This is a genomic window from Paenarthrobacter sp. PAE-2 (assembly GCF_026013155.1).
Classification (GTDB): Bacteria; Actinomycetota; Actinomycetes; order Actinomycetales; family Micrococcaceae; genus Arthrobacter; species Arthrobacter ureafaciens.
On sequence record NZ_JAPDNV010000012.1, the window covers coordinates 111,291 to 123,254 of the forward strand.

Consider the following 11,964-nt stretch of genomic DNA (forward strand, 5'->3'; position numbering starts at 1 on the left):
TGTTCTCCAACGACGGGCGGACGGGGTGTGAAGCCGCAGGTCAACCAGACCGTGGCGCACTTTGTACCGTTCATCGTTGGACGATAAGGTATTCCCAGACCGTTTTGCAGAGGGCGGCATTTTTCGCTCCTTTGCTCTAGGCCAGGGACGCTTTCAGGCAGTAGGAAATACGTCACATGGTCAACCCCCACCCCGAGCAGGAAGCTCTCCAGAATGGATACTTTCTGGATCTTGTCCTCGGTAGTGAAGATGTCGAGGCGTTCCTAACGGACTTGGCAATTTTCTCGGCAGAGAGTCTCTCCCACCCCGACTCGCCGGTTTTTTGCGGCATCACCGTCCTGCGAAAAAAGCGCGCCGCCACAGTTGCCACCAGCCACGATCGCGCCCGGGTGATGGATGACCTCCAGAACGACTTCGATAGTCCATGCCGCACTGCCATGGATCAGATGGGTTCAGTCCTGGTGCCGGATCTCACGCGTGAATACCGCTGGCCCGAGTACGTTGCCGCGGCATCAAGGCAGGGTCTGCGCTGCCTACTGAATGTTCCGCTCCTGGTTGAGGGGGATACGCGCGCAGCGCTCAACCTCTACTCCGAACATGCCAACGCCTTCAGCGAGTCCCACGTCGAACGGGCAGAGGTCTTCGCGTCCCACGCTTCCAAGTCACTTCGGCTGGCCCTGAAGATCGCCCAGCTGAGCGACGCCCGCAACGACCTCGCCGCAGCAATGCAGTCGCGCACCGTGATCGATCTCGCCGTCGGCGCCATCATGGCCCAGAACCACTGCAGCCAGGAGGAAGCCTTCACCATTTTGCGGACGGCTTCCAGCAACCGGAACATCAAGCTCCGCCATCTGGCCCAGTCGATCATCGCGGCCGTGTCCTCGGGCAAGGTCACGACGCACTTCGAGGAGTAAGAGCGGCGGACTTGCGTAGGGTTCGGTTAGGCCTTTCTTGACACGCCCGCTCTCTGAGCGGGAATGCAAAAGAGCGTCGGGGTATGTTACCCCGACGCTCTCCCGAAATATTACTTGCTCGAGCTTGATCCCGAGCAGCTTGCGTGAGCGCCGGTTCCTGCTCCGGTATTCTTTGAAACGCTAACGCCGTCCACAAAGATTTCACATGAAACTGAGGACTCGGCTGTGTAATCTCCCGAAACGGAAAGCGTCGTGAAGTCGAATCCTGTGGTGGTCAGTTCTTTCTTCCATTCAGAGGTGATGTCCTCATTAGAAGAGCCCGAGCCGTTCCAGTAGGTTACTTGAGCCGGTCCGGTTGTCGTGACCACATACTGAATCGTGTGTTCTTTATTCAGAGATTCGCTGACGCTATTTGCTGCAGCTGCCACGATTGAGGTCACGATGATGGCAACGATCACTGAGATAACGCCAAGGATCAAGCCCGTAACCGAGGTTCCCTTCTTGGTGTACTTCCTGGTCAGGCCGATGATGCCGAAGATCACTGCCAGCGGGCCGAGGATGAAGGCGATGAAACCAAGTATCGGAATGATAGAGAAGACTACGGCCACGATTCCGAGAACCAGCGCTGTGATTGCAAAACCGTTGCCCTTGCCAGGCTGGTTGTAGTTGGGGTCCGCCGGGCTGGGAGCCACGGGGGCGGAATACGGTTCACTCATTTTTTATTACCCTTTTTGCTTGAAACAATGCGAGTCGATGCAACCATCAGGCCAAGGGACATAAACGGCAACTAGTGTGCGCTTCCCCAAGCCAGCGGCGATCTTAGTGTAAGCAATTACCAAACGGGCGTGGATAATTTGAACGTACTATTTACTTTGTGTCGGAAGTATCAAAAAAATCGAGATGTAACGATAGCTCTCCCTCGAATCTATGCACTTGCCTGTCGAAATTCCGCGCCGTCCAATCCGGGTGTTCGGTGCCGGATATAATCCATGCTAGAGCCTGAATGGGGCGCTCATGAGCTGGGCTTGAAAGGGAAAAGTGAAGATTTATAACTCGCCGCCGAATTGGCCTGCGCCGCCTGCCGGCTGGCAACCACCAGTGGGTTGGCAGCCTAACCCCAGCTGGGGTCCAGCGCCGGAGGGGCACCAGTTTTGGCTCGACGTTCCGGAGGCACCCTCCACTTCCAATGAGCCAGGGAAGGTGCTTACTACCACAGCGTTCGTGTTGGCGGCAGTAGGGCTGGTCCTATTCTGGATCCCGGTACTCAATGTCCTTGCCTTGCTGTTGGGACTAGCGGCGGCCGTTTTGGGAGTCATCGCACTTGTGAGCGGGAAGAAGAACCGAGGGTCGTTGAGGGGCTTGGCCATAGCTGCTACGACCGTGGGAACTGTTGCACTCTTTGGCGCCCTCCTTACCGTTTTCGCATATTCCTCCGGCTCAAGGGCAGCTGCCGAGGCGATGGACGCCTTGCCGACCGCAAGCCCCGGAGATTCGGCGTCGGCCGCCCCGTCCAGCACGCCTTCCCCTTCTCCGACACCAAAAGTCAGCGCAGGATCTGGTGCGGCCCCCCACCCGATAGGGACCATAGCCCTGCTGGGTAATCAGTATCAAGCAGCCGTCACAGGAGTGAATCTGAACGCGAACGACGACGTCCTCGCCAACTACCGGTTCAACGACGAGCCAGATGGACAGTACGTTCTGGTGGACATATCTGTGACTTATATAGGAGCAAAGGAAGGAAACCCTTGGCTCGACCTCTCACCGACGTTCGTCGGTTCAGACGCACGTCAGTACGACAGTAACGACTGCGGCGCCTCTCTAACCAACGGGGAAATGAAAGTACCTACGTTGGAGAAGGGTGGTTCTGCAACCTACCAAGTCTGTATGGATGTGCCTCCAACTGCGATTGAAGGCGGCAAAATATTCATCGAAAACGACTGGTCATTTCGAGACCAGCGAAGGACCTACTGGGGACTGAAGTAGCACCGCCCAAATTTGCTGGATCATTCGCGTAGCGCCGCCCGCCGTCCCCGGCTTTCAGGCCCTCCGGTCGATTGACCACCGAATGATCTAGCAAAATTGACGGCCACCCGCCGTGTTTCGTGACCCGGGGCAACCATGGACCAGACTGGGTACGTGACGAACAAGAACTCCCGCCCCGGTTTGGCCGTCGCGGCGCTCAGCATCGGTACAGCCCTCAACCCGCTGAACTCGTCCATGATTGCGGTGGCGCTGGTGGTGCTGCGGGAGGACTTCGCGTTGGACGTCGCAACCGTCACCTGGGTCATCACAGCCTTCTATCTCGCGTCTGCCGCCGGGCAACCGCTCATGGGCAGGCTGGCCGACCGCTTCGGACCACGTCGTTTGTTCACCTTCGGGATGGCGCTCGTCGCGGTCACCTGCGCGATCGCCCCGTTCCTTCCGAGCTTCGCGCTCGTCTGCGTGGCCCGGGCCTTGATGGCCGTGGGCACCGCGACCGCGTACCCCTGCGCGGTGGTCATGGTCACCGAACTTAGCCGCTTGGCCAACGAACCCACCACGCGTCCGCTCGGGCGAATCCAAATGGCCAACACTTCCGCGGCCGCCGTAGGCCCCGTGGTGGGAGGGTTGCTGGTGAGCCTGTTCGACTGGCAGGCGCTCTTCGTCATCAACGTCCCACTGGCGCTGGCCGCCTTGCTGGTTGTCCAGCGCGCCGCGCCCGCCGACACCGGGCAGGAAACGGGATCGCTCGGCAAGCTCATCCGCGACTCGGACATCCCGGGCATACTCGCCTTCGTCGTCTCTTTGATGCTCGCCATGATGGCCCTGCTCAACGTCCTGCCCGGGTTCCGCTGGCACCTGCTGGCCGCCGCCGTTGTGATTGGTGCTTTGTTTGCGTGGCGCGAGCTGCGCTTCAGCCCGCCGTTCCTGGACCTCCGGCTCTTGGGCCGAAACCGTCCGCTGCTGCTGATTTACCTCGTGTTCATTGTGTTCAGCGGGGTCTACTACGTTGCGTTCTTCGGCGTTCCGCAGTTGCTGCAGGAAGCAGGAAATTACGACGCCGGACTGGTGGGCCTGCTGATGCTCCCCCTTGCATCGTTGTCGGTTGTAGTGACGCCCTTTACCGTTCGGTTGATTGAACGGTTCGGCGTGAGGGCCGTACTCATCACAGGAGTCTGCGTCTTGACCATTGCTTCGGCGGCTCTGGGGCTGCTGACCCTGTCCCTGTGGCCGCCGCTGGTGCTGGTGGTCACCGCCGTCATGGGTGTGCCGTACGGTGCGGTGAGCACTGCTTCGAACCAAGCCCTTTACGTTTCTGCCCGCCCCGAGGAACGCGGTGTTGCCGCCGGCATCTTCCAGACGTGCCGGTACCTTGGCGCTATCACGGCCACCGTGTTGATTGGTGTTTTCTATGGGCCGGGCGTCAACCAGGCGAACTGGGGGCTCATGGTGTGGGTGATGCTCGCTCTGAGCCTTGTGGTCATTGTGCTCTCCGTGATGTGGAAGAAGCCCGCGGCCGGGGCCAGCCATCTGTAGGTTCACCGTTTGAGGACTTCCGCGGTCATCTTCTGGTCCGGCGGGATCGGAGGATCCCAAGCACGGCGCCAAGCAGAATCAGAACACCGGCTGTGTAGATGAGGCCGGTTCCGGTGCCGCCGGTCAAAGGCAGCTGGAATCCACCGTTGGAGGGAATGTTCTTGACCTGCAGGTCCACTCCAACCGTGGTGGTGGCTGCCGTGACCAGGAAGGTGATGGGTTCGGCGAGCAACTCGTAGCCGGCGGGCGCGGCGTTTTCCACCAAGTAGTAGGTCCGGAAACCAGGGCTTCCCGGCGCTACGGCGCCCCCGTCAGCCCAATCCGAATAGCGCAGTCCGGAGATGGTCAGGGTTCCGTCACCGGCAACGGTGAACGTCGTTTGACCGTCGATGACCACCGGGTTTGTGCCTGCCTTGGCGTCTACCTCGGAGGTGTAGACAGAGAACGAAGCACCCGACAGCGCTTCGCCGTATTCGTTGATCTTCTCCACGGTGATCGCGCCCCACTTGGTTACCACGGGAGGTGTGACTACCGGGCCGCCGGGTTGTCCGGGAGCAACGCTGACACTGGACGCGTTGGGGTAGAGCAGGGCTTCGTTCTCGATCTCGCCCACGGTGTTGACCACCACGGAAACTACCACCTGGACCCGGGTGGCCTGACGTACCGCCAGCAGCTGACGGCCGCCTTCTGTGAAGATCACTGAGACAGTATTCGTGGCCGCATCGAAAACGACGTCGTAGTCGCTCGCATCCAACACTGTCCCGTCGACCAGGGTCACATCTGTTCCGACGTAGGTGAGCTTGGTATCCAGATGGTCCACAATCCTGTAGCCGTCGATCACCGGTTCGTTGGGGATGTCGCCGAGGATGGTGAAGTCGATTTGGTCCCCAAGCTTCACATCCGGGGCATCCGTGACGGTCTTTTCTGCAGTGGAGACTGAGTTCTTGGGATAGACATCAACGTCATACAGCCAGTTGTTCTGGTTGTCCGGATCCGTGGTGGGGATGGTTACCAGGAACGGCGCGGCCGGTGTGACTCCCGCCGGGACGTTCGTCTCTGTGACCAAATACAAGCCGATGGGAAGGTTGGCGAAAACGGCCGTTCCATCCGCAGCTGTTGTCTGCGAGATGGCCGTTCCCAGCGTGTATCCCGCTCCTGTGATCGAGCCCGTGGGGTTCTGGGGATCGAAGACGTGGCTCAGGTTGTTGGCGGCCTCCCATCCCGCGTTGGCGGACAAGTCCAGGGTGTTGACCTGCTGGATGGTGAACTCGACCCCTGCCAAGGGAGTGAAGCCCGAGGTGTCCGGAGCCGCGAACGCGCTGAAGCCGTTGCCCCCGCCGCCGTTGTTACCGCCGCCGCCCGTTGTCGGCGGCCTTTCAAACTTGTGCACGGTAATTGAGCCCGTTTGGTCACCGTCGACCACCGGGGCAGCTACGGCGGGGCCGACAGTGGAACACAGCGCCAATGCTGCACCAGCCAACGCAGCGGCGGCTGCTCGCCACAGCCGCCGTGGGTATGAAGCTTTCACTGTTTGCTCGTTTCTCTCAGGGTGATGGTGCTCGGTGCTGGTGCCGGCGGTGTCTGTGGGGTTGGGGAAAGGATGAAGGCGGGATTTGAGGAGCGATCCAGTTAATCCGGCATGACCCGGATGGTGGTCCCGGGCAGCTTCTCGATGATTCGTCGGGGGATGTTGCCCTGGAAAGAGAGCCAGAGAATTTGCCCGTCAAGGGTGACGGTATCCACTACGCCGCGGTCCACGAATTCGCCGTGCTCATAGACCTCCACGTTGCGTCCCCGCAGCCCCGTCCAGTCGGTGGCTACTACCCAAGCTTCGTTTGCTTGCACGGCGTTCCCGGGGTCCTTGGTCTGGTTCATGAGTCATCCCTCTTTGTGCGCACGAGTCGTTTCAACCGCGAGTCGTTTTCAGAACCAGTGGCAAAGCGGGAGGGAATGTGACGCGAAAAGAGTCAGGAATTAAGAATCACTAGGCGCTGCGTCGCCCTGGTCATGGCGACGTAGCGGTCCACGGCACCCTCGATGCCATCACCGAACGACTCGGGATCCACCAAAACCACCAGATCGAACTCCAGCCCCTTCACCAGTTCAGGGGCCAGCACCCGGATGCGCGGCGACGCTGGGAGCAAGCCCGTTCCGGCGTCGTACTTGGTGATGACGCAAGCCGTCCCCTCAGGGTGCGCCTCAAGCCAGTCGGTGAGCACGGTTCCCAGCTCGCCGATGGAGCCGTGCGCCACCGGCAGACCGCCGGTCCGGATGGACGTGGGGACGTTGGCGTCGGGGAGGGCGGCGCGGATGACGGGCTCGGCCTCGGCCATGACTTCCTCCGGCGTGCGGTAATTGATGCTGAGGCTGGCCAGGTTGGGGGTGCCCAGGCCAACTCGCTCCAACCGCTCCTGCCAGGACTCGGTGAAGCCGTGGCGGGCCTGCGCGCGGTCGCCGACCACCGTGAAGCTGCGCGAGGGGCAGCGTTGAAGGAGCATTTGCCATTCGGCGTCGGTGAGTTCCTGGGCTTCGTCCACCACCACGTGCGCGAAGGGTCCGGCGAGTGCATCGGGGTCCGCGATAGGCAGGTCGTCGTCGGCCAGTTTCTCCTGCATGTCCGCGCCGCGTAGCATGGACATGACCTGGAGTTCGGAGTCGTCGGCCGCGATGAGATCCTCCACCACGCGATCCATCAGTTCCTTCTCCGCAGCCGCTTCAGCGTTCCGACGCCGTTGGCGCTGGGCCGCGCGCGGGTCGCCAAGGCGTTGACGGGCGGCGTCCAGGAGCGGGAGATCGGGGACGGTCCAGGCTGTGGGCTTCCTTCGCTGCAGGACGGCCACTTCGTCCGGAGTGAGCCACGGCGCGCTCAGCCGGAGGTACGCCGGGACGCGCCACAGGTCAGTGACCAGCTCCGCATAGTCCAGCAGCGGCCAAGCCTTGTTGAACGCGTCCGTCAGCTCGGTGTTTTGGGCGAACGCTCTTCTGAGCAGGTCCTCGGGGATCTCGTCGGTGTCGAACTTGACCAGCAGGATGGTGACGAGCTCCTCCCACACGTCCTCGCGCGCCTCGTTATGCGGGGTCCCGGGCGACGGCGCGTTGAACGCCTCGGCCCAGTCGTCCGCGCTGAGCCACACGTCCGCCCACGGCGTCTCCACCTCAAGGCCCTCCTTGGGCGGTTCCTCGTAGAACCGGACGGCTTTTTCAACGGTCTTGACCATATTCGCTGTGGTTTTCAGGCGTACGACGGCGGCACTCGGCTCGGGTGCCGCGGCGGCTCCTTCGGGAACCAGATCCCTGACGGTGCACGTTTGCACGCCCTCCTCGCCGAGGCTGGGAAGGACGTCCGCCACGTAGTTGAGGTAGGGCCGGTGCGGGCCGACGAAGAGGACGCCGCCACGCCTGTGCCCGAGCCTGGGATCGGAGTAGAGCAGGTACGCTGCCCGGTGCAAGGCGACCACCGTCTTGCCGGTACCCGGGCCGCCGTCGACCACCAAAGCACCGCGGGATGATGCCCGCACGATGGCATCCTGGTCCGCTTGGATGGTCCCGAGGACGTCGCGCATCTTGGCGGACCGGCTGCTGCCCAGGCTGGCGATGAACGCTGAGAGATCCTCCAGGGCCGGGTTCGCATCGCTGTCGCTGGTGAAGGACTCGTCCCAGTAGTCGGTGATCCGGCCACGCGTCCAGCGGTAGCGACGGCGGCTGGCCAAGCCCATGGGGTTCGCCTGGGTTGCGCCGAAGAAGGGTTCTGCGGCGGGGGAGCGCCAGTCGATCAGGAGGCGTTGGCCTTCGCTGTCTGTGAGGCCGAGCCGGCCGATGTAGAGGGGCTCGGTGTCCTCTGTGGTGATGACCCGGCCCAGGCAGAGGTCCACGCCGAACGTTTTCAAGGCCTTCAGGCGGCCCGTGAGTCGACGGGTTTCAACGTCCTTCTCGACGGCCTCCTGGCCGAAGCGGCTGGGGGATTTCCTGATGGCTTCGAGCTGGCCTTCGAGGTCCGCGATCGTTTCCTCCAGGCTCGCGGCGACGGCTGCGAAGTGCTGCTCATCGTGGGCGATGAGGGAGGATGAGGCTTTCGGGGATAGGTGCTCGGGCAGGTTGAAGGCACTGGTTGCGAGAGGCATGGGGAGCTCCTTGGTCCGGATTCAGCTCCCCATTGTGCGGCAGACCCCGGCCCTTGCGGCAAGGCCCCCTGTGCCGTATAGATTGAAAGTGAGGAGAGGCGTTCTCCTCTTTTTTGTGCGCCTTTTGGGTGGCCGGCCTGCGCGTTTGGGACGCGCCCGGTTGCCCGTTTAGACGACTAGCTGCGTGTTAGACGGTAGGAAGCGTCTAACACGCAGCTAGCCATCGAATCGGGCAAGCTCAGCACTACCGCTGCAGGAACTCCTCGTGCTGCCGGTGAGCTTCGGCCACCTGCTCGCGGATCTTCTCGATGTCCTTGGCCTTGTTCCGGTACTTCAACGGCATCCGCACGATCTGCGCTTCTTCCTCGGTCAGGGCACGGTAGATGCGTTCGCGCTCTGCGGCGTCGGCGGTGTAGTCGAGGTCCATGTAGTCGATGGCGTGGCGGCGGGCATTGTTGATGGCGGTCTGTGCCTTGCCGGCCGGGCTGAGCAGGGACAGGACCACGGTCACGATGAGCGTCCCACAGATCACGCTGAGCGACAGGCCGGTGGAGATCTCGACGACGTTCACGTGCTCGCCGCCGTTGATGAACGGAAGGTTGTTCTCGTGGAGAGCGTGGAGGATCAGCTTCACGCCGATGAACGCCAGGATCGCGGCCAGGCCATAGGAAAGGTAGATGAGGCGATCCAGCAGGCCGTCGATCAGGAAGTACAGCTGCCGCAGCCCCATCAGCGAAAAGGCCGTGGCGGTGAACACGATGAACACGTTCTGCGTCAGACCGAAGATTGCCGGAATGGAGTCGAGCGCGAAGAGGATGTCCGTGCCGCCGATCGCCACCATCACCAGGAGCATCGGGGTTAGCGCACGCTTGCCGTTAACCACCGTGAAGAGCTTGTCGCCGTCGTACTTATCTGTGGTGTGGAAGAGCTTTTTGGCGAGCCGAATCATGAAGTTGTTCGCCTGATCGTCGCCGTGGCCATCGGGCTTGAGGAGGTTGCCGGCCGTCAGCAGGAGGATCAGGCCGAAGAGGTAGAACACCCACGCGAACGAGTTGATCAGAGCCGCGCCCAGGAAGATGAAGCCGGTCCGGGCGATCAGCGAGAACACGATGCCGAACAGGAGCACCTTCTGCTGGTCCTCACGCGGAACCCGGAAGCTCGCCATGATGATCAGGAAGACGAAGAGGTTGTCCACGGACAGGGCCTTCTCCGTGATGTAGCCGGCGAAGTACTCCGACCCCATCTGCGCTCCGCCGAACACCAGGACGAGGATGCCGAACAGCACAGCCAGGCCCACGTAGATGGAGGACCAGACCGCCGCCTCTTTCAGCGTGGGGACGTGGGCCTTGCGGATGTGGAAGAAGTAGTCGAACGCCAAGAGCGCCAGAATGACAACGATGGTGATGCCCCAGATCAGGGGAGAGACAGTCATTGGATCCTGCTTTCGTGAGGCGGGGCGTGGAACTCAGCGAGGGTCGTGTAACTTCTTCCTCCAACTTACCGGGTTGGGTCCCGTGTTACGGCGTCGCGTGTGGGGAGTGGCGTACGACGGCGGGTGGTTGGGTTTGGTGGGTGGCTTTGCCGGATTCGTCGAATGGTAAAGGCCATAATGGGGCGATGACCGTACCTTTCGTGGTGGCCACCTCGTCCAACAGAGTCCGTGCAGCCATATTCGTTGATTTCGACAACGTCTATATCGGGCTCAAATCACTTGATCCTTCTGCCGCGGAACGGTTTGCCACTGATCCCGGCCAGTGGTTGGACGCGATTACACAGGCGGACGAAGCGGGTGGGAAACACGTGCGATTCCTCATTCGCAATTGCTACCTCAACCCGACCGTTTACGCGAAGTACCGGACCTATTGGACCCGCGCAGGTTTCAGGGTCATCGACTGTCCTTCCCTCACCCAACAAGGAAAGAGCAGTACGGACATCAATCTGGTTCTGGATGCAGTAGATGTTCTGGCTGGCGTTGCGCATGTGGAGGAATTCTTTATCGCCTCGGATGACGCAGATTTCACGTCGCTCGTTCAGCGGTTCCGGGCTGCTGATCGCCGAACGACCGTGATAGTCGCTGGACCAGTTGCTGCTGCATACAGACAGATGGCGGACACGGTTATCCAGTCGCACGACTTCCTTGCGCTACTGAGTGGGGTGGCGAGCACGGCTCCTGCGGTGGAGCCAGCTCGCCCACGCGTTGGGGATACCGCCAAGCCCGCGCCCAAGAAGGCGTCGTTAGCTTCAAGTGCAGCAGTTGCGGTACGCGAGATGGTCCAGACCGCTGAGGGGCCGATCAAATCCGCGGTAGTTGCTCAGCGGGCATTGTCTGTGGATCCGTCGCTAAGCAGCGACTGGGGCGGCCAAGGCAAATTTGGTACTTGGATAACCCGCATCGACGACGGCATACAGTTTGCGCCTATTCCCTCACCGGGGTGGGTTTGGGATGCAAAACGGTTCTCGCAGGGGGATCTCCCTACGGTGGAAGATCCAGACTCTTCATTCCAAAATCAGATTGCACGGGTCACGGATATCCCGGCTTTGTCGGCGGTGCAGTACAGGCAGATTCTGCTCACTCTGGCCGAGAAACTGGCTGAGACCACCAATCGGAATGAGCTCGCAAAGTTGGTCCGGGACGAGTGCTTGGCTTCGGAAGTTCCTGTGGCCCGTTCTTCAGTGAATTACGTCATTCAGGGATTGATCTACGCTAAGGTCACCCTCGCCATTGGCTTGTCCTCAGCAGAGCTTGCCCGGGCCTGGGTGGGGCACGTGGAAGGTATGTGCCGGGTGGCTGGGCTCCAACTCGACAAGGGCGAAGCGGCAAAGCTCCGAGCCTGGACCGGGGGAGGGCTCGCCGGACACCCAGGGAAGGGCTGAGGTCTGACTAGTTCACTTTGACTTGTACCTGGTCGATCCGCGCGAAGCAGGCCGGACCACCGTTGCCCTCGAGGGTAAATATGTCGAAATTTCCGAAATGACAGCGTCGGGGGGACGAGGTCTCCGTTTGAACGCTCGTCTTCTTGAACGGGAGCTCTGCCTGCGTCATGAACTGTGCAATCGTGCCACTGCGTAAGTAAACCACTACCCGGACCGGCACCGGGATCCCTAAAGGCAAGGCGTGAATGCTCATGAACGCGTGGCAATGGGCCCCAGTTGTTCTAGCCGCAATTTCGGCTGTGTTCGTGATGGCATCTATCCTCTGGAGCATCTTCGACGTGAGGAAAGGCGACCGCTTGGACCAGACGACGACGCTGTGGCTGCTCCTGTTGTTGGCTGTCCCCTTATTTGGCGTTGTGGCTTGGCTCTACGCGAGACCGCGGCTGGGTCCGCACGCTGATAGCCTCCACTGCAAGAAGCTGCCCTAGCTGTAGTTCCCAGGGACGTTGTGAACAGCGTGGCGTGATGTAAAGGACGAG

General features: G+C 61.2%; 10 protein-coding genes. 5 read left to right on the plus strand and 5 right to left on the minus strand.

Features of this window, described 5'->3' with window-relative positions; all coding sequences use genetic code 11:
- The first annotated feature begins 176 nt into the window (after positions 1-176).
- On the plus strand, positions 177-914 hold the full coding sequence (locus OCL88_RS10140; protein WP_021472697.1) for a GAF and ANTAR domain-containing protein: 738 nt from the start codon (positions 177-179) through the stop codon (positions 912-914).
- A 110-nt stretch (positions 915-1,024) separates the two neighbouring features.
- Here the strand turns inward: OCL88_RS10140 and OCL88_RS10145 are convergent, their stop codons facing one another.
- A complete protein-coding gene (locus OCL88_RS10145; protein WP_264962416.1) occupies positions 1,025-1,630 on the minus strand; it encodes a DUF4190 domain-containing protein in 606 nt (201 codons plus the stop codon).
- A gap of 484 nt (positions 1,631-2,114) precedes the next feature.
- Here OCL88_RS10145 and OCL88_RS10150 point away from each other — a divergent pair, with 484 nt between their 5' ends.
- Entirely contained in the window at positions 2,115-2,897 is a 783-nt protein-coding gene (locus tag OCL88_RS10150; protein WP_264962417.1) for a hypothetical protein, read from the plus strand.
- Between the two features lie 135 nt (positions 2,898-3,032).
- Positions 3,033-4,430, plus strand: a complete 1,398-nt coding sequence (locus OCL88_RS10155) for an MFS transporter (protein WP_264962418.1) — start codon at positions 3,033-3,035, stop codon at positions 4,428-4,430.
- A gap of 25 nt (positions 4,431-4,455) precedes the next feature.
- Here the strand turns inward: OCL88_RS10155 and OCL88_RS10160 are convergent, their stop codons facing one another.
- The 4 genes from OCL88_RS10160 to OCL88_RS10175 all read right to left on the minus strand — a co-directional run bounded on the left by OCL88_RS10160 (position 4,456) and on the right by OCL88_RS10175 (position 9,983).
- Complete coding sequence (locus tag OCL88_RS10160; protein WP_264962419.1) at positions 4,456-5,958, minus strand: SpaH/EbpB family LPXTG-anchored major pilin; 1,503 nt, start codon at positions 5,956-5,958, stop codon at positions 4,456-4,458.
- A 101-nt stretch (positions 5,959-6,059) separates the two neighbouring features.
- A complete protein-coding gene (locus OCL88_RS10165) occupies positions 6,060-6,305 on the minus strand; it encodes a hypothetical protein (RefSeq protein WP_264962420.1) in 246 nt (81 codons plus the stop codon).
- A 92-nt stretch (positions 6,306-6,397) separates the two neighbouring features.
- Complete coding sequence (helR, locus tag OCL88_RS10170; protein ID WP_264962421.1) at positions 6,398-8,551, minus strand: RNA polymerase recycling motor ATPase HelR; 2,154 nt, start codon at positions 8,549-8,551, stop codon at positions 6,398-6,400.
- Positions 8,552-8,795: 244 nt separating this feature from the next.
- On the minus strand, positions 8,796-9,983 hold the full coding sequence (locus tag OCL88_RS10175) for a TerC family protein (protein WP_243542458.1): 1,188 nt from the start codon (positions 9,981-9,983) through the stop codon (positions 8,796-8,798).
- A gap of 185 nt (positions 9,984-10,168) precedes the next feature.
- Here OCL88_RS10175 and OCL88_RS10180 point away from each other — a divergent pair, with 185 nt between their 5' ends.
- Together OCL88_RS10180 and OCL88_RS10185 are read left to right on the plus strand one after the other, a co-directional pair.
- On the plus strand, positions 10,169-11,425 hold the full coding sequence (locus OCL88_RS10180) for an NYN domain-containing protein (RefSeq protein ID WP_264962422.1): 1,257 nt from the start codon (positions 10,169-10,171) through the stop codon (positions 11,423-11,425).
- A 308-nt stretch (positions 11,426-11,733) separates the two neighbouring features.
- Positions 11,734-11,913 carry a PLDc N-terminal domain-containing protein gene (locus OCL88_RS10185; protein WP_182264053.1) on the plus strand — a complete coding sequence of 60 codons (180 nt, stop codon included), beginning with the start codon at positions 11,734-11,736 and terminating at the stop codon, positions 11,911-11,913.
- Positions 11,914-11,964: the final 51 nt, after the last annotated feature.

What these genes read in the sequence shown, in the direction of transcription:
- OCL88_RS10185 (WP_182264053.1), top strand. Translation starts at nt 11,734, where the DNA reads ATGGCATCTATCCTCTGGAGCATCTTCGACGTGAGGAAAGGCGACCGC.
- OCL88_RS10175 (WP_243542458.1), bottom strand. Translation starts at nt 9,983, where the DNA reads ATGACTGTCTCTCCCCTGATCTGGGGCATCACCATCGTTGTCATTCTG.
- OCL88_RS10145 (WP_264962416.1), bottom strand. Translation starts at nt 1,630, where the DNA reads ATGAGTGAACCGTATTCCGCCCCCGTGGCTCCCAGCCCGGCGGACCCC.
- OCL88_RS10155 (WP_264962418.1), top strand. Translation starts at nt 3,033, where the DNA reads ATGGACCAGACTGGGTACGTGACGAACAAGAACTCCCGCCCCGGTTTG.
- OCL88_RS10140 (WP_021472697.1), top strand. Translation starts at nt 177, where the DNA reads ATGGTCAACCCCCACCCCGAGCAGGAAGCTCTCCAGAATGGATACTTT.
- helR (WP_264962421.1), bottom strand. Translation starts at nt 8,551, where the DNA reads ATGCCTCTCGCAACCAGTGCCTTCAACCTGCCCGAGCACCTATCCCCG.
- OCL88_RS10165 (WP_264962420.1), bottom strand. Translation starts at nt 6,305, where the DNA reads ATGAACCAGACCAAGGACCCCGGGAACGCCGTGCAAGCAAACGAAGCT.
- OCL88_RS10180 (WP_264962422.1), top strand. Translation starts at nt 10,169, where the DNA reads ATGACCGTACCTTTCGTGGTGGCCACCTCGTCCAACAGAGTCCGTGCA.